Origin of the sequence: Oscillibacter valericigenes (assembly GCF_021531915.1) — a bacterium.
GTDB lineage: Bacteria > Bacillota > Clostridia > Oscillospirales > Oscillospiraceae > Oscillibacter > Oscillibacter valericigenes_A.
Window position 1 is genome coordinate 112,964 of the sequence record NZ_JAFBIV010000004.1, and the last position, 15,659, is coordinate 128,622.

The 15,659-nt window shown below is 61.1% G+C and carries 17 protein-coding genes and 1 pseudogene; 8 read left to right on the forward strand and 10 right to left on the reverse strand.

What is annotated here, in order from left to right:
• Nucleotides 1–2: 2 nt before the first annotated feature.
• Genes coaD through rarD form a run of 3 tightly spaced genes read right to left on the reverse strand, consistent with a single transcriptional unit; the run spans nucleotide 3 to nucleotide 1,950 of the window.
• A complete protein-coding gene (gene coaD / locus JQM66_RS04965) occupies nucleotides 3–494 on the reverse strand; it encodes a pantetheine-phosphate adenylyltransferase (RefSeq protein WP_235228763.1) in 492 nt (163 codons plus the stop codon).
• Nucleotides 491–1,063 (reverse strand): 16S rRNA (guanine(966)-N(2))-methyltransferase RsmD, encoded by a 573-nt coding sequence (gene rsmD / locus JQM66_RS04970; protein WP_235228764.1) that lies wholly within the window; start codon nucleotides 1,061–1,063, stop codon nucleotides 491–493. The genes coaD and rsmD overlap by 4 nt, the downstream gene beginning before the upstream one ends.
• Nucleotides 1,054–1,950 carry an EamA family transporter RarD gene (gene rarD, locus JQM66_RS04975; RefSeq protein WP_235228765.1) on the reverse strand — a complete coding sequence of 299 codons (897 nt, stop codon included), beginning with the start codon at nucleotides 1,948–1,950 and terminating at the stop codon, nucleotides 1,054–1,056. Before rarD ends, rsmD begins: the two co-directional genes overlap by 10 nt.
• A gap of 210 nt (nucleotides 1,951–2,160) precedes the next feature.
• Between rarD and JQM66_RS04980 the strand changes: the two genes are divergently transcribed.
• From JQM66_RS04980 to JQM66_RS05000, 5 genes and pseudogenes are all read left to right on the forward strand, one after another.
• The gene (locus JQM66_RS04980; RefSeq protein ID WP_235228766.1) at nucleotides 2,161–2,511 is read left to right on the forward strand and encodes an Asp23/Gls24 family envelope stress response protein; all 351 of its coding nucleotides are present in this window, start codon (nucleotides 2,161–2,163) and stop codon (nucleotides 2,509–2,511) included.
• Nucleotides 2,512–2,526: 15 nt separating this feature from the next.
• Complete coding sequence (locus tag JQM66_RS04985; protein WP_235228767.1) at nucleotides 2,527–4,221, forward strand: DAK2 domain-containing protein; 1,695 nt, start codon at nucleotides 2,527–2,529, stop codon at nucleotides 4,219–4,221.
• A gap of 260 nt (nucleotides 4,222–4,481) precedes the next feature.
• On the forward strand, nucleotides 4,482–4,676 hold the full coding sequence (locus tag JQM66_RS04990) for a hypothetical protein (RefSeq protein ID WP_235228768.1): 195 nt from the start codon (nucleotides 4,482–4,484) through the stop codon (nucleotides 4,674–4,676).
• 18 nt (nucleotides 4,677–4,694) lie between these two features.
• Nucleotides 4,695–4,919: pseudogene (locus tag JQM66_RS04995) on the forward strand (LytTR family DNA-binding domain-containing protein); the annotation flags it as partial.
• Between the two features lie 15 nt (nucleotides 4,920–4,934).
• Nucleotides 4,935–5,369 (forward strand): hypothetical protein, encoded by a 435-nt coding sequence (locus JQM66_RS05000; RefSeq protein ID WP_235228769.1) that lies wholly within the window; start codon nucleotides 4,935–4,937, stop codon nucleotides 5,367–5,369.
• A gap of 37 nt (nucleotides 5,370–5,406) precedes the next feature.
• Here JQM66_RS05000 and JQM66_RS05005 read toward each other — a convergent pair whose 3' ends face one another.
• From JQM66_RS05005 to JQM66_RS05020, 4 genes are all read right to left on the reverse strand, one after another.
• Entirely contained in the window at nucleotides 5,407–5,991 is a 585-nt protein-coding gene (locus JQM66_RS05005; RefSeq protein ID WP_235228770.1) for a hydrolase, read from the reverse strand.
• A 17-nt stretch (nucleotides 5,992–6,008) separates the two neighbouring features.
• Entirely contained in the window at nucleotides 6,009–6,689 is a 681-nt protein-coding gene (locus tag JQM66_RS05010) for a DUF2461 domain-containing protein (RefSeq protein WP_235228771.1), read from the reverse strand.
• A gap of 107 nt (nucleotides 6,690–6,796) precedes the next feature.
• Complete coding sequence (locus tag JQM66_RS05015) at nucleotides 6,797–7,396, reverse strand: cytidylate kinase-like family protein (protein ID WP_235228772.1); 600 nt, start codon at nucleotides 7,394–7,396, stop codon at nucleotides 6,797–6,799.
• Between the two features lie 89 nt (nucleotides 7,397–7,485).
• Complete coding sequence (locus tag JQM66_RS05020) at nucleotides 7,486–8,148, reverse strand: ferritin-like domain-containing protein (RefSeq protein ID WP_235228775.1); 663 nt, start codon at nucleotides 8,146–8,148, stop codon at nucleotides 7,486–7,488.
• A gap of 196 nt (nucleotides 8,149–8,344) precedes the next feature.
• Between JQM66_RS05020 and JQM66_RS05025 the strand changes: the two genes are divergently transcribed.
• Together JQM66_RS05025 and JQM66_RS05030 are read left to right on the forward strand one after the other, a co-directional pair.
• Nucleotides 8,345–9,082, forward strand: a complete 738-nt coding sequence (locus JQM66_RS05025) for an ABC transporter ATP-binding protein (RefSeq protein WP_235228776.1) — start codon at nucleotides 8,345–8,347, stop codon at nucleotides 9,080–9,082.
• Complete coding sequence (locus JQM66_RS05030) at nucleotides 9,082–10,005, forward strand: SufB/SufD family protein (RefSeq protein WP_407946003.1); 924 nt, start codon at nucleotides 9,082–9,084, stop codon at nucleotides 10,003–10,005. Before JQM66_RS05025 ends, JQM66_RS05030 begins: the two co-directional genes overlap by 1 nt.
• 126 nt (nucleotides 10,006–10,131) lie before the next feature.
• Here the strand turns inward: JQM66_RS05030 and rny are convergent, their stop codons facing one another.
• Entirely contained in the window at nucleotides 10,132–11,679 is a 1,548-nt protein-coding gene (gene rny, locus JQM66_RS05035) for a ribonuclease Y (RefSeq protein ID WP_235228777.1), read from the reverse strand.
• A 286-nt stretch (nucleotides 11,680–11,965) separates the two neighbouring features.
• Nucleotides 11,966–12,706, reverse strand: coding sequence for an N-acetylmuramoyl-L-alanine amidase (locus tag JQM66_RS05040; protein ID WP_235228779.1), 741 nt, complete (start codon nucleotides 12,704–12,706; stop codon nucleotides 11,966–11,968).
• A gap of 96 nt (nucleotides 12,707–12,802) precedes the next feature.
• Between JQM66_RS05040 and JQM66_RS05045 the strand changes: the two genes are divergently transcribed.
• On the forward strand, nucleotides 12,803–14,032 hold the full coding sequence (locus JQM66_RS05045) for a class I SAM-dependent rRNA methyltransferase (protein ID WP_235228781.1): 1,230 nt from the start codon (nucleotides 12,803–12,805) through the stop codon (nucleotides 14,030–14,032).
• A 155-nt stretch (nucleotides 14,033–14,187) separates the two neighbouring features.
• Here JQM66_RS05045 and JQM66_RS05050 read toward each other — a convergent pair whose 3' ends face one another.
• Nucleotides 14,188–15,648 (reverse strand): TrkH family potassium uptake protein, encoded by a 1,461-nt coding sequence (locus tag JQM66_RS05050; RefSeq protein WP_235228782.1) that lies wholly within the window; start codon nucleotides 15,646–15,648, stop codon nucleotides 14,188–14,190.
• Nucleotides 15,649–15,659: the final 11 nt, after the last annotated feature.

The window sequence follows — 15,659 nt, forward strand, 5'->3', positions numbered from 1 at the left end:
GTTCATTCTCCTTTTCTCTCAGTCATATCCCGCACCAGGGGGATGATAGACGCCGGGAGGTACTTCTCCAGCGGCTGGTGGTAACGGATCATTTCCCGGACCATGGAGGAACTGAAATGCTGATATTCCGCACTGGCAGGCAGCAGCATGGTCTCCAGCTGGGGGTGGATGCCCCGGTTAATGATGGCCATCTGATATTCCACGTCAAAATCCGTGGCGTTGCGCACTCCCCGGACGATCACGTTGGCGCCGTGGTCCACGGCGTAATCCGCCAGGAGTCCCGGAAACAGCTCCGCCTCCACGTTGGGCAGGTCGGCCACTGCCGCCTGGACCAGCCGGAGCTTCTGCTCCGGTGTGAACAACTGGTTCTTTTTCTCGGCGTTGGGGCTGACGCAGACCCAAACTTTATCAAAGCAGGCAGCGGCCCGCCGGATCACATCCAGATGTCCCAGAGTGATGGGATCGAAGCTGCCGGAGCAGATGGCTGTTCTCATAATACTGATTCCTCGTTCTGTTGGTCTTGGTCCCGCCGGTAGATGGTCAGGCCGATCTTGCCGTAGCGGTAAGTGCGGTGGAGACGGTAGGGCGCCGACAGCGCCGGCAGGACCGTACCCGCCGGATGTTCCGCCACAATTATACCATGGGGCGCCAAAATGTCAAACCTTGCGATGTGGGCAATGGCGGGTTCCAGAAGCCCCGCCGCGTAGGGCGGGTCCAGAAAAATCAGGTCGAATTTCTCCCGCAGGGATTTCAGAAACTCCATGGAGTCTCCGGAGACCACCCTGGCCCGGTCCGTCAGGTCCGTGACCTTCAGGTTCTCCTTGATGAGCTTTACGGCGTCGGCCCGCCGGTCCACAAACACCGCGGAAGCCGCCCCCCGGCTGAGACACTCGATGCCCAGCTGGCCGGTGCCCGCGAAGAGGTCCAGCACCCGGCGGCCCTCAATGTCGAACTGAATGATACTGAACAGGCCCTCCTTGACCCGGTCCGTGGTGGGGCGGGTCTCCATTCCCTCCAGTTCCTTCAGACGCCGCCCTCTGGCGGAGCCGGTGATCACGCGCATGGATGTTCCTCCTTTTTGTGCATGCCTTTCCCGAGCCGTCCCGAGATCAGATACAGTGCCAGTCCGCTCCAGACAAAGGCAAACAGGATGGCGTGGGTGGTGGTAAATTCCTCGTGATACAGCCACACGGAGATCAGCAGCTGCATGGTGGGATTGATATACATGAGGATGCCGGAGACCGTCATGGAGGTGGTCTTCATTCCCGCCGAAAACAGCAGCAGCGGCACCGAGGTCACAATGCCCGCTACGGGCAGCAGCAGCCACTGCCAGCCCCGCAGCACGCCGACCGCTCCCCGGCCCTGAGACTCCATCCACAGGGTCAGCGCCAGGAACACCGGGGCCAGCATCACCGTCTCCACGAACATGGAGGTCAGTGCGTCCGTCCGGACGGTCTTTTTCATGGCTCCGTACACTGCGAAGCTGCCGCCGATCACCAGTGCGATCCAGGGGATCTGGCGGTAGCGGAGAATGGTGATGACCAGTCCGGTAAAAGTGACGGCCACGGCCACCCACTGGATGCGGGTCAGCTTCTCCCGGAACACGACGGTGCCCACCAGAATGGCCAGGATGGGATTCATGTAGTAGGCCAGGCTGGAATCCAGCATGTGCCCATTGTTGACCGCCCAGATAAAGGTCCCCCAGTTGACGCAGATCGTGCAGCCGGCTAGGGTTAGCCGCAGCCACTCACGCCTGTCCCAGAACACGGCCCGCACACCCGCGAACCGATCGCGCCGCAGGGCCAGCAGCAAGGCTGTGAACACCACGGACCAGAGGATGCGGCTGCCCAGCACATACAGGGAATCCACCGCCGCCAGCTGCTTCCAGAAAACCGGCAGCAGTCCCCAGAAAATATAGCAGCCCAGCACATACAGCGGCCCTTTTGCCATACGTCTCACTCTTTCCGAAGTTCCGGAAAGGGGCCCGGAACCATTGCTCTTTCGTTATTGTTTCATTTTACGGCAAAGTCCCCTGTATTTCAATAGTTTTTTGGACTTGTACTTTACAAAAGAATCGTATATAATAAAAATCTAAAAGTACGCATATCCCCGGAAGTGATTCCACTTCCTTTTCAAATCCAGGAAAGAAAGGACGTTCTCATGATCCAATTCAAGTCTGAACAAGGTGAGATCTCCGTCAGCAGCGCCGTGTTTTCCAACATTGCCGGCATCGCCGCCACCAACTGCTTCGGCGTCAAGGGCATGGCCTACCGCTCCATGACCGACGGTCTGGTCCATCTGCTGCGCCGCGAGGCCATGAGCAAGGGCGTCAGCATCACATATCACGACGACAACTCCATCTCCATCGAGCTCCACATCATCGTGGAGAACGGTGTCAACCTTCCCGCGGTCTGCCGCTCCATCATGAACGAGGTCCGCTATGTAGTGACCCGCAACACCGGCGTGACCGTCAAGGCCGTGGACGTGTGCGTGGACTCCATGACCCTGTAAGGAGGAGCTGAACCAATGAACGAACAGATCACCGGCGCGCTGTTTAAGCAGATGGTGCTGCACGGCGCCGCCGCCATTACCGCCCAGAAGCAGGCTATCAACGACCTGAACGTGTTCCCCGTCCCCGACGGTGACACCGGCACCAATATGTCCATGACCATCGCCACCGCCGTGGCGGAGCTCCATAAGATCACCCCCGCCACCCTGGACCAGGCGGCCTCTGTCACCGCCTCCGCCCTGCTGCGGGGTGCCCGGGGCAACTCCGGCGTCATCCTCTCCCTACTGTTCCGGGGCATGTCCAAGGGGCTGAAAGGCAAGGAGACCGCTGACGCCACCACTTTCGCCGCCGCCATGCAGGAGGGCGTTTCCGCCGCCTACAAGGCGGTCATGAAGCCCGCCGAGGGTACCGTTCTGACCGTTTCCCGTCTGGCCGCCAAGCGGGCTGTGGATGTGGCCGCCGAGGGCGTGACCGATCTGGAGGCCGTTTTGGAAGAGGCCATCCGGGAGGGCTATGACGCCCTGGCCCAGACCACCGACATGAACCCCGTGCTGAAAAAAGCCGGCGTGGTGGACGCCGGCGGCAAGGGCTATCTGCTGATCCTGGAGGGCATGCTGGCCGAGATGCGGGGCGATCCCATGCCCGAGTTGGAGGAGACCGCCCAGACCCAGGAGAAGGCCGACTTCGCCGCCCTCTCTGAAGAGGATATCACCTTCACCTTCGACACCGTGTTCATCGTCCGCAAGATCCAGCCCGATGTGGACCTGGAGCCTTTCCGGGAGTACCTGAACAGCATCGGCGACAGTCTGGTGATCGGCGAGGACGACGACGCCTTCAAGGTCCATGTCCATACCGACATCCCCGGCAGCGCTCTGAACGAGGCCCAGAAGTACGGCACCCTGGAGCTGGCCAAGATCGAGAACATGCGCACCCAGGCGGAGGACCTGGCCGCCGGACGGCAGGCCCAGAGCACCGATGACCTGGAGTCTGTGGAGGCGGAGCTGGAAGCCGCTCCCGCTCATGAGGGCGGCCATGTGGTGGCCGCTCCCGAGAAGAAGTACGGTTTCCTGGCGGTCTGCGCCGGCGACGGTCTGGCAGCCGTGTTCCAGGACCTGGGCGCCGACGGCGTGGTGTCCGGCGGGCAGACCATGAACCCCTCCACCGAGAGCATTCTGGAGGGCGTGGACAAGATCCCCGCCGAGGTGGTGTTCGTGCTGCCCAACAACGGCAACATCATCATGGCCGCCCAGCAATGCGACGCCCTGACGGAGAAGACCGTCATCGTCATCCCCACCAAGACCGTGCCCCAGGGCATCACCGCCATGATGAACGTGGACTTCGAGGCCCCCGAGGCAGCCGACATTACCGCCGCCATGGAGGAAAGCCTGTCCACCGTCACCACCGCCCAGATCACCTACGCCGCCCGGAACTCCGACTTTGACGGCTTCGACATCAAGGAGGGCGACTATCTGGCCCTGGAGGAGGGCAAGCTCTTCGGCACCGACACCTCTCTGGATTCCCTGCTGGAGAAGTTAGCCGCCGACGCCCTGGAGCGGGGCGCCACCTTCATCTCCCTGTACTACGGTGAGGACGTCTCCGAGGAAGACGCCCAGAAGGCAGCAGCCGCTTTCCAGGATGTGTGTCCCGACGCGGAGATCGCCGTCCTGCCCGGCGGACAGCCTGTTTACTACTATATCATCTCTATGGAATAAGTTGTTTCAGGCGCTGAAACAGTTGAGCCGCAATGGATATACATGGAGTTTACTGCAAACCATGTACCACATCTGTACCCCATAACCCTCTGCTGTGCAAAACAAAAGGCCCTCGATGGACTCAGAAATGAGCTCACTGAGGGCCTTTTTCTGGTTATTTCGCATCCTGCCCCGCCGAAACCGCACCTTACCGGAACATCCCTTGCCTTTTCCTCCGCCATAGGCTATGCTCATCCTGTCAGCTGACGAAGGAGGAGATCATGAAGATCACAGTGGAACACAAGGATGTGCCGGAAAACGAGATTGTGCTGCGCTGCCGAGAGTTGGACGACGAGATGCTCCACATCCTGGCGCTGCTTCGTTCCGGAATGCAAACACTCTGCGCCTTCACTGAAGAGCGGGAGGCCGTCTTCCTCTCCCCCCAGGAGGTGCTGTATGCCGAATCCATGGAGTAGAAGACCTGGCTCTACTGCGAGGGCGCAGTCTGGCGCACCGCCCTGACCCTGGCGGAGCTGGAGAGCCGGTACGAGCCTCTGGGTTTCTGCCGGGTGAGCCGGTCCATGGTGGTGAACCTCCACGGCATCCGGCAGTTGAAAAGCTGCGCCGGGAGCCGCATCGAGGCCACCATGCGCAATGGAGAGAAGGTTCTGATCTCCCGGCACTACGGGCCGCTGCTGCGGGAGCGGCTTGGAATGTGAAAAGGAGGATTATTTATGAAGCAGTTTCTGCGTTTTTACTCTTGGGGCATGGAGGTCAAGCTCTACATGAGTCTGTACACCACTGCCCTCGTAGTCTTCCAGGGCATTACGGAGGCCCTCCAGGGTCGGTTCGCCGCCAGCGTGTGGATCATGCTGGAGATGCTGCTGGTCAGCTTTGTCTTTGCCGCCATCCAGTACGCGGTGCTGCCCGTAGGAAACTGGAGTTCCAAAAAGGGGCTGGCTGTGTGGGCCATCAGCGCCAATGTGCTGTATATCGGAGGTGCGCTGGTGTTCGGCTGGTTCCCCGGTGTTCCTCTCTGGGGGGACATCGTGCTGATTGCCATACTGGAAATCAGCCTATGGGCCATCTGGTTCGGCGAGCAGGTGGCCTGCTGGCGGGACACCCGGGCGCTGAACCGGAGTTTGCGGAAGTTCCAGCAGGAGAGATAAAAAGAGTGTCCGGGAATTCCCGGACACTCTTTTCTGTTTACAGCGCCTCTACGGCGGCGTTGACTGCTTCCTCGCAGGATCGCTGTGCCAGGATGGTCTTTTCCATCAGGTCCTCCAGGGTCCAGCCCAGGCGGTCGGCGCCGTCCTTGATGACATCCCGGGAGCAGCCGGCGGCGAACTTCTTGTCCTTGAACTTTTTCTTCAGGGAGCTGACCTCCATGTCCTGGCAGCTCTTGCTGGGCCGCATCCGGGCGGCGGCGCCGATGAGGCCCGTCAGCTCGTCCGCCGCGAAGAGGACCTTCTCCATCTCATGGGTAGGCTCCACGTCGCAGCACAGGCCGTAGCCGTGGGAGCAAACCGCATGGATGAACTCTTCGGAGCAGCCGATCTCCGCCAGCAGCTCCGGAGCCTTTTTGCAGTGCTCCTCCGGCCACTGTTCAAAGTCCACGTCGTGGAGCAGGCCCACGGTGGCCCAGAAGTCCGCGTCCTCGCCATAGCCCAGTTCATTGGCATACCAGCGCATGGTACCCTCCACCGTCAGGGCGTGCTGGATGTGGAAGGGCTCAGCATTGTACTTTTTCAGCAGCGCCAGGGCTGCTTCTCTCTCGGGACAGGCTTTCATACTCTCGATCTCCTTTTTTAAGCGTCCCTGGGATCAGGGTCTCCGTCCAGGGTCACAAAATAATCGTAATAGGGCAGCAGGAATGTAAACCCGGTCTTGAGCCGGTCTACCACTTCCCGGCTGAACAGTTCCTCCGTCAGCTTGTCATTGTGGCAGATGGCAAAGGACTTGGCCCGGTACCAGGGGGCCAGCAAATCCGAAGCAGGCTGGCTCCGGGGCTTTTTGTAGTCCGCCGTCTCCAGGACGAACTCCGTCTGTCCGTTCAGCGCCCGGGTCAGCTTTTCCATGGGTTTGGGGTCCCGATCCATCCTGGCCCGGAGCTTAGCCATGGTCAGGGGCTTTGCCATATAGTAGCCCATGCCGTAACTCCACCCCTCCGGCATCAGTTCGAACCAGAAGGTGGGGTGGGCCGTCCACATCTCTGAGGGCTGCTCCACGGAGAACCACAGGCTCTCCTTATAGGGTCCCCGCCCGTGGAGACGGCGGGCATCCCGGTAGATGCGGCTTACCTTGCGGATGAGTCCCGCGTCGGGCCGCTTGTCCCGGATGAAGTCATATAGCTCGTCTCCCAGTTCCCGCATGGGCTGGTAGAACTGGGTCAGGTAAGTCTCCTTGTGGGCCTCAAACCAGGTCCGCTCGTTGTTGAATCGGATGCCCCACATGAAGTCCACAGTCTCGTCGGTAAATCCGGTAAACATGCTGGTCTCCTCGTTTTCTTCAAAATCAAAGCCAGTATAGCACAAAACCCTTCCCGGGGCAACGAAAATGACCGGGGAAAAATTCCCCGGTCATTGGATCGCTTCACCTATTCTTCGGCTTTGGCAGCCTCTACGATCATCTGCACGCACAGATCCACGCCCAGCTTGCCGCTGTCCAGCGTCAGGTCATAGTTGTGGCTGTCGCCCCACTTCTTGTGGGTATAGTGCTCATAGTAGTTGCGGCGGCTGCTGTCCTTCTTGGCCATCAGCTTCTGCAGCTCCGTGGCGTTGGTGATGCCGGTCATCTCGCTGATACGTACCGCCCGGTGCAGGTCGTCGGCATGGATAAAGACATTCAGCGTCTCAATACCGCTCTCCCGCAGGATGTCGTCGGCACAGCGACCCAGAATGACGCAGGGGCCCTTTTTGGCAAACTGCAGGATCACCGCCGTCTGCACCTCATGGATGACCTCCTGGGGGTCCCGGTAATGGACGCTGCTGGAGCAGAGGCTCTTCAGGAAGGTGCTGGCCTTGGAAACGTCTTCTTCTTCCTCCTGCACGACCTCGGTCTCGAACCCGCTGGCCCGCACCGTTTCCCGCACGATGTCCTTGTCATAGATCTCAATGCCCAGCTCCTGGGCCACACGCTTGCCGATGGTATGGCCGCCCGCGCCGTATTCGCGGCTGATGGTAATGACTTTGTTCATTCGCTGCCTCCTGTTCCCACGCCCATGCGCGAAGGAAGTTTTACAACTTTATCATACCACACTCTGCGGCCGTACGCAACGGCGTTTTCTCAGCGCCGCAGACTGCGCTCCAGCATCCGCAGCATGGTGTCCGCGTGGCGGTACTCGTCGGCGCTCAGTTCATCCAGCAGTCGTGCCAGGCAGGGGTCGGTGGTCCCCTCCGCCGCCCGGACGTAGTTCAGGCCGCCGCAGGCCTCCTCGTGATACCGCTCCCGCAGGGCCGCGCACCAGCCGGGCAGATAGATGCGGTCGCAGTGGATGGTGGGCCGGTAGCACTCCCCGGTGATCAGGAAATAGACTGCCATCAGCCGCCGGGCGTGACTGCCCTCGTCGGCGGCGATATCCCGCAGCTGCTGCCGTGCCCAGGAAGGCGCCTGCCTTGCCAACGTCTGGTAATACCGCTGGTCCGCCAGTTCTCCCTCCACGAAGCCCGTCAGCACCTCCAGCATCTCCGCCGCGGCGGAGCCCATGCAGCAGGGGTTCCGCTCCGCCCCGGGCAGGGTACTCTCCTGCAGGACCTGGGCGGGAGTCAGCGTCGTCTCCGGCGCCTGGGCCGGCTCCGTCCGGGAGACGGGCTCCGCAGGCTCCTTCTGGGCGCTGCTCCCCCGCCCGGGGCTGGGATAAGGCTCCAGTGTGGGCGCCACCCGCTGCCAGATGCGGTCATACTGCCGGAAATCATATACCTCCGGATGATTCTGTGCACTCTGTTCCATAGAGCGTCCCTCCTTTTCCCTCCAGTCTATGCCGGGGGACCTGCTGTCGTAACCTTCCCCGGTCATTGGGGTTGGTTTTTTCCGGAAAGCGGATAAAATAACCCTGAAACCCGGCGGGTAATGATTGCATTTTCAGACAGTTTCTGCTAAAATAGTTGAGCTTGAGCATTTTTTCCACAAAAGGAGGTCCCATTCCATGCTGGAACTGAAACACATCAGTTACTCCGTCCGCGAAGGCGACGAGCAGATGGATATTCTGAAGGATATTTCCCTGACCATCGACGACCACAAGCTGGTGGTCTTCACCGGCCCCAACGGCGGCGGCAAGACCACCCTGGCCAAGATCATTATGGGCCTGGTGACCCCCACCTCCGGCCAGATCCTCTGGAATGGCCAGGACGTCACCGACCTGACCATCACCGAACGTGCCCGCCTGGGCATCAGCTACGGCTTTCAGCAGCCTCCCCGCTTCAAGGGGCTGACGGTCCGGGACCTGCTGACCCTGGCCAGCGGCGACGAAAAGCTGTCCAAGGACAAGTGCTGCCAGTACCTGACCCGGGTGGGCCTGTGCGCCAACGACTACCTGGAGCGGGAGGTGGACGTGTCCCTCTCCGGCGGCGAGGTGAAGCGCATTGAGATCGCGTCCATCCTGGCCCGCAACAGCCAGCTGATGATCTTCGACGAGCCGGAGGCCGGCATTGACCTGTGGTCCTTTGCCCGGCTGACGGAGACCTTTGAGCAGATCCACCGCACCGGCAAGGCCACCATGATCATCATCTCCCACCAGGAGCGCATCATCTCCCTGGCGGACGAGGTCATCGTGGTGGGCGACGGCACCATCCGCCACCGGGGCGCCGCGGCGGACATCCTGCCCCAGATCCTGGCGGACACCCTGGGCGGCTGCCCCGTACTGACAAAGGAGGTGAAGGCGTAATGATGGAGAACGAGATTGACCGCGAGCTTCTGGAAAAGATCGCGGACATGCTGGGCAAGCCCGTGGGCGCCTTCAACATCCGCAAGGACAGCGGCTGCGACGGCCGCCAGTCCACTGAGCACATTGAGATCACCGGCAAGGAGGACAAGCCCGGCATCGATATCCGGGTGAAGGACGGCACCGTGGGCGAGACCTGCCACATCCCCGTCATCATCACCAAGCCCGGTATCGAGGAAATGGTCTACAACGACTTTTTCATCGGCGAGAACTGCGATGTGAACATCGTGGCGGGCTGCGGTATCCACAACTGCGGCGACCAGGCCAGCCGTCACGACGGCGTTCACACCTTCTATGTGGGAAAGAATTCCCATGTGAAGTACACGGAGAAGCACTACGGCGAGGGTGACGGCAAGGGCGGCAAGATCATGAATCCCCAGACTGTCGTGTATCTGGAAGATGGCGCCACCATTCAGATGGAGACCACCCAGATCCGGGGTATCGACTCCACCAAGCGGTACACCAAGATCGTGTGCGGCAAGGGCGCCGAGGCCATCATCACCGAGCGTCTGCTGACCCACGGCGACCAGATCGCCGAGAGCGACATGGAGATCGTGCTGGACGGCGAGGATTCCAAGGGACGGGTCATCTCCCGGTCCGTGGCCCAGGACCAGTCCAGCCAGGTGTTCTACCCCCGGATGGTGGGCAACGCCCAGTGCTTCGGCCATGTGCAGTGCGACTCCATCATCATGGGCGACGCCAAGATCAAGTCCATCCCGGCCATCACCGCCAACTGCACCGAGGCCCAGCTGGTCCACGAGGCCGCTATCGGCAAGATTGCAGGAGACCAGCTGCTGAAGCTGGAGACCCTGGGCCTGACTCCCGAGGAAGCGGAGGAGTGCATCCTGAAGGGCTTCCTGGCATAAACACGAGCAAAACCCGGCTGTCAGTGACAGCCGGGTTTTCTGCGCTTTGCTTTGGAGGCTCCGGAACAGAGGCGTCCCAATCAGGCTAATACAAAAGCGGAGGAGTATTCGCTCCTCCGCTTTGCATCATTTGGCGTATTCGACCACTTTGGTCTCCCGCAGGACATGAACCTTGATCTGGCCGGGATATTCCATCTCTTCTTCGATCTTCTTGGCCAGGTCCCGGGCCAGGATGACCATCTGGTCCTCGCTGACCTGTTCGGGCTTCACCATCACGCGGACCTCACGGCCAGCCTGGATGGCGAAGGCCTTATCAACGCCGGGATAGGAGCCGGTGATGGTCTCCAGCTGCTCCAGACGCTTGATGTAGTTCTCCAGGTTCTCGCGGCGGGCGCCGGGACGGGCGGCGGAAATAGCATCCGCGGCCTGCACCAGGCAGGCGATGATGGTCTTGGGCTCCACATCGTTGTGGTGGGCCTCGATGGCGTGGATGATGTCCTCCCGCTCCTTGTACTTCCGGGCGAACTCCACACCCAGGGCCACGTGGGTACCCTCCATCTCATGGTCGATGGACTTACCCAGGTCGTGCAGCAATCCGGCACGCTTGGCGGCCTGAACGTCGGCGCCCAGCTCGGCGGCCATCATGCCGGCAATGTGGGACACCTCCACGGAGTGCTGCAGCACGTTCTGGCCGTAGCTGGTGCGGTAATGCAGGCGGCCCAGCATCTTCACCAGTTCGGGGTGCAGATTGCGAACGCCGCACTCGAACACCACGCGCTCGCCCTCGGCCTTGATGGTGGCCTCCACCTCCCGGCGGGCCTTCTCCACCATCTCCTCAATGTGGGTGGGATGGATACGGCCGTCGGCGATCAGCTTCTCCAGAGCCAGACGGGCGATCTCCCGGCGGACAGGCTCGAAGCAACTGACGGTGATGGCCTCCGGCGTATCGTCGATGATCAGATCCACGCCGGTCAGGGTCTCGATGGTGCGGATGTTGCGGCCCTCACGGCCGATGATGCGGCCCTTCATCTCGTCATTGGGCAGGGGAACCACGCTGACGGTCATTTCGGCCACCTGGTCGGCGGCGCAGCGCTGGATGGCCTGGGCCACCACTTCGCGGGCGCGTGCCTCACACTCTTCCTTCATACGGGACTCGACCTCTTTGATCTTGAGGGCGGTCTCGTGGGTCACTTCAGACTCCACCTGGGCGATCAGATACGCCTTGGCCTCGTCGGCGGTGAAGCCGGAGATGCGCTCCAGCATTTCGGTCTGGCTGCGCTTGATGATCTTGATCTCCTCGTTCTCCTTGTCCAGGGCGGCATGCTTCTGGGCCAGGGACTCTTCCTTCTTCTCGTTGGCCTCGATCTTTCGTTCCAGGCTCTCTTCCTTCTGCTGCAGGCGGTTTTCCTGCCGCTGCAGGTCGGCTCTGCGCGTTTTCTCTTCCTTCTCGTACTCGCTGCGGCTCTTTAAAATCTCTTCCTTTGCTTCCAGCAGGGCCTCGCGCTTCTTGGATTCGGCGCTCTTGATGGCCTCGTTGATAATGCGCTTTCCTTCTTCTTCAGCGCTGGAGATTTCCTTTTCGGACACATTCTTCCGATAGCGAATACCGAGGGGGAAGCAAACGACGCCGCCGACCACCAGCCCGATCAGGGCGGCGATGACATACTGTACCATGCGGCTATGTCTCCTTCACTTTATTTTCGGTATCGGTTCGCTCATATACCATCGGCCAATAAGCGGCAATCGCTGCCGCCAGGCATGGCGAAAACACCGCCTTCTGCGGCGTACTGTCTCTTATCAAACAGATGGCAGATCACATAGAAAACGACCGGAGGGCACCCCTATACCATCCGATAATTATCTTTTTCTAGTTTAATCGTTTACAGGGCAAGTGTCAAGAAAAACCGTCGTTTTGCCCTGTCATTTTTCGGAAAGAGCGCTGTCCCTCCCGCCAAGCGCCTCACGTATCAATGAAAGCCGCTGCGGCATATCCCACATGCCCTTGGTAATGCACCACGTACCAGCCCTGCCACTCGCCGTAGATCCTCACCGAAGCACCGTTGGGCATGTTGGCAATGATGGTCCCGGTGGAGGAGGGGTAGCTGCGGAGGTTCAGCGTCCCGTAGCTGACCGACACGGTACCGGTCACGGGGTCCATGGGATAAATGAAGGGCAGGCCGAAGAAGCGGGTCAGAGCCCGAGCCAGCTGCTGGGCGATGGCATCCATGTGGCCCTCCACCCAGGTGGCATCGGCATAGTTGTCGTGGTAGCCGATCTCCACCAGCACCGCAGGCGCCCGGGACAGCCGCACCTCCCCCAGGGTAGTGGTAGCCCGGGTGGTGACCAGATCGGGCAGCGGGTAGATGGCCCGCAGTTCCTCGGCGATCAACTCCGCCGCCCGCTGCCCCTGGGCGCTGCCGGGGTAATAGAAGGCGATGATGCCCCGCAGCTCCCCATACTGCCCCTCCGGGGCGGCGTTGGAATGGAGCGCCAGATAGAAGTCATAATACCCCTGGTTGGCCTGACGGATGGAGCTGGCAGCCGTCATGTCCGGGGTGTTGCGGGTGTACTGGATGCCGTTGGACAGCAGATAGGGCACCAGGGCATCCGCCAGCAGGTTCATGTTGTACTCCTCGGAGCCGCTGCCGGTGACATACTGGTTCCACTCCTGGGTGGACGGGCTCAAATAGATGATGGGCATAATGGGTCCCTCCTTTTCTGTTTATCCTATGGCATTTCTCGGAAAAATGTGATAGGATGGTCGGGAAATGTGAACAGCGCAAAGGAGACATCTTTTATGAAAGCAGAGCGCGGATACCCCAGATTCACCGTCACCCCCAAGGCGGAGGCCGCCATCCTGCGGGGCCACCCCTGGATCTACGACGCCGAGGTCCTCTCCGTGGAGGGCACCCCGGAAAACGGCAAATTGGTGGATATATTGAGCAAAAAGGGCCGATATCTTGGCACTGGTTTTCTGTCGGAGCAGTCCAAGATCCGGGTCCGGCTCATCTCCCGCAACGCCAACGACCGCTTTGACGAGGCCTTCTGGGAACGGAAGCTCCGCTGGGCCTGGGAGTACCGGAAGTCCGTCATGGATCCGGAGGACCTGGACTGCTGCCGCGTCATTTTCGGCGAGGCCGACGCCTTCCCCGGCCTGACGGTGGACAAGTTCCATGACCTGCTTTCCGTCCAGGTGCTGTCCGTGGGTATGGAGGGCATCAAGGACTTCCTGCTGCCCGCCCTGGTCCGAATCCTGCGGGAGGACGGGCAGGCCATCCGGGGCGTCTATGAGCGCAACGACGTGGCCCTGCGGGACAAGGAGGGCCTGCCCCAGTACAAGGCCTGGTTCCCCCTGGCGGGTGAGCCGGCACCGGAGTCTCCCATTGTGGAGATCACAGAAAACGGCATCAAATATCTGGTGGATGTGGAGAACGGCCAGAAGACCGGCTTCTTCCTGGACCAGAAGTACAACCGACGGGCGGTGGCCCGCCTGGCCCGGGGCAAGACGGTGCTGGACTGCTTCACCCACACCGGCTCCTTCGCCCTGAACGCCGCCAAGGGCGGGGCCAAGCACGTCACCGCCGTGGACGTGTCAGAGTCCGCCGTGGAGATGGCCCGGGCCAATGTGGAGCGGAACGGCCTGACGGACGTCATGGACTGCGTGGCGGCCAACGTGTTTGACCTGCTGCCCCAGCTGGAAAAGGAACCCGCCAAGTACGACTTCATCATTCTGGATCCCCCGGCCTTCACCAAGAGCCGCAAGACTGTGGCCAACGCCATCACGGGATACAAGGAGATCAACTACCGGGCCATGCGGCTGCTGCCCCGGGGCGGGTATCTTGCCACCTGCTCCTGCTCCCACTTTGCCACGGAGGAGAAGTTCATTGCCATGCTCCATGACGCCGCCCACGACGCCGGGGTGCAGCTGCGGCAGATCGAAGCCCGGCAGCAGAGCTGCGACCATCCCATCCTCTGGGGCGTGGAGGAGACCAATTATCTGAAATTTTACCTGTTCCAGGTGGTGTAACCTGACAGGGATCCAGCCCCCGCCGCCCGGAGGCGCGCCCCCTGTTCTCTCATATCACCGGGCATCCCCGGACCTTTCGCGCGTCAGATTCCGACGCACCATATAACCAAAACCCCCGCGTTCCCGGCCGGGAACGCGGGGGTTCTTTTATGATTTCAGCGGGATGGCTGCCGCACGATGCGCCGCTTCCAGATGGAAGGGGCGCACAGCAGCAGCATGGGGAAGATCTCCAGCCGTCCCACCAGCATATTGAAGGACAGCAGCAGCTTGGCCCACGGGGAGAACTGGGCGTAGTTTCCCATGGGACCCACCACTTCCAGGCCGGGGCCGATGTTGTTGATACAGGCCGCCAGAGCCGTGAAGGTGGTGATGAGGTCGAAGCCCTCCAGGGTCAGCAGCAGGAAGGACACCGCGAACACCAGCACATACACGCTGATGAACACATGGACGCCCCGGACGCTCCGCTCTGTCAGAGGCTTGCCCTCGAAACGGACCGTGGCGATGGCGTTGGGATGCAGCATCTTCCGCATGTCCGCCAGAGAGGATTTCACCAGGATGACCACCCGGGCCACCTTGACGCCGCCGCCGGTGGAGCCCGCGCAGGCGCCCACGAACATCAGCACCACCAGAATACCCTTGGAGAAGGTGGGCCAGGAGTTGAAGTCCGCCGTGGCGAAGCCGGTGGTGGTGATGATGGAGGACACCTGGAAGAAGGCGTAGCGCAGGCTTTTCCCCACGGAGCCGTATATGTGGAGGATATCCACGGCGATGGCGATGACCGCCGCCGCCACGATGCCCAGATACGCCCGCAGCTCCTCGGAATGGAACACATCCTTAAACCGCTTGATCAGAAGGAAGTAGTACAGGTTGAAGTTCACGCCGAACAGCAGCATGAACACGCCGATGACCACGTCAAAATAGGCGTTGTCATAGGCGCCCACGCTGAGGTTGCGGTTGCTGAAGCCGCCGGTACCGGCGGAGCCAAAGGCGTGGATGCAGGAGTCGAACAGGGGCATGCCGCCTGCCATCAGCAGGACGATTTCGATAACGGTCAGCACCAGGTAGATGCCGTAAAGGATCTTGGCGGTGTCGCTCATGCGGCTCACCAGCTTGCCCACGGAGGGACCGGGCACCTCGGCCCGCATCAGGTGCATGCCGTGGCCGTCGGTCATGGGCAGGATGGCCATGACGAAGACCAGTACGCCCATGCCGCCCACCCAGTGGGTGAAGCTGCGCCAGAACAGGATGCCCCGGTGCAGGGGCTCGATCTCTGTCAGGATGCTGGCACCGGTGGTGGTGAAGCCGGACACCGTCTCAAAAAAGGCGTCTACATAGAAGGGGATATCCCCGGAGATCACAAAGGGCAGCGCGCCGAAAGCGGACATCAGCAGCCAGGCCAGGGCCACCACGGCAAAGCCGTCCCGGGCGTACAGAGCCGTCCGAATGGGTTTCTTCCGGCCCATGATCAGGCCCACCGCCACCAGCAGCAGCGCCGTCAGCAGGAAGGGCCGCAGAGATTCCCCATAGGCCAGGGCCGTCACGGCAGGCAGCACCAGCAGGGCGGCCTCCGTCAGCAGGATGCGTCCGATGACGTATCCGATCATTTGATAGTTCACAGCCCTACCCC

Bases quoted from the DNA above. Each gene is read 5' to 3' on its own strand.
- coaD (WP_235228763.1), bottom strand. From the start codon at position 494: ATGAGAACAGCCATCTGCTCCGGCAGCTTCGATCCCATCACTCTGGGA.
- rsmD (WP_235228764.1), bottom strand. From the start codon at position 1,063: ATGCGCGTGATCACCGGCTCCGCCAGAGGGCGGCGTCTGAAGGAACTG.
- rarD (WP_235228765.1), bottom strand. From the start codon at position 1,950: ATGGCAAAAGGGCCGCTGTATGTGCTGGGCTGCTATATTTTCTGGGGA.
- JQM66_RS04980 (WP_235228766.1), top strand. From the start codon at position 2,161: ATGATCCAATTCAAGTCTGAACAAGGTGAGATCTCCGTCAGCAGCGCC.
- JQM66_RS04985 (WP_235228767.1), top strand. From the start codon at position 2,527: ATGAACGAACAGATCACCGGCGCGCTGTTTAAGCAGATGGTGCTGCAC.
- JQM66_RS04990 (WP_235228768.1), top strand. From the start codon at position 4,482: ATGAAGATCACAGTGGAACACAAGGATGTGCCGGAAAACGAGATTGTG.
- JQM66_RS05000 (WP_235228769.1), top strand. From the start codon at position 4,935: ATGAAGCAGTTTCTGCGTTTTTACTCTTGGGGCATGGAGGTCAAGCTC.
- JQM66_RS05005 (WP_235228770.1), bottom strand. From the start codon at position 5,991: ATGAAAGCCTGTCCCGAGAGAGAAGCAGCCCTGGCGCTGCTGAAAAAG.
- JQM66_RS05010 (WP_235228771.1), bottom strand. From the start codon at position 6,689: ATGTTTACCGGATTTACCGACGAGACTGTGGACTTCATGTGGGGCATC.
- JQM66_RS05015 (WP_235228772.1), bottom strand. From the start codon at position 7,396: ATGAACAAAGTCATTACCATCAGCCGCGAATACGGCGCGGGCGGCCAT.
- JQM66_RS05020 (WP_235228775.1), bottom strand. From the start codon at position 8,148: ATGGAACAGAGTGCACAGAATCATCCGGAGGTATATGATTTCCGGCAG.
- JQM66_RS05025 (WP_235228776.1), top strand. From the start codon at position 8,345: ATGCTGGAACTGAAACACATCAGTTACTCCGTCCGCGAAGGCGACGAG.
- JQM66_RS05030 (WP_407946003.1), top strand. From the start codon at position 9,082: ATGATGGAGAACGAGATTGACCGCGAGCTTCTGGAAAAGATCGCGGAC.
- rny (WP_235228777.1), bottom strand. From the start codon at position 11,679: ATGGTACAGTATGTCATCGCCGCCCTGATCGGGCTGGTGGTCGGCGGC.
- JQM66_RS05040 (WP_235228779.1), bottom strand. From the start codon at position 12,706: ATGCCCATCATCTATTTGAGCCCGTCCACCCAGGAGTGGAACCAGTAT.
- JQM66_RS05045 (WP_235228781.1), top strand. From the start codon at position 12,803: ATGAAAGCAGAGCGCGGATACCCCAGATTCACCGTCACCCCCAAGGCG.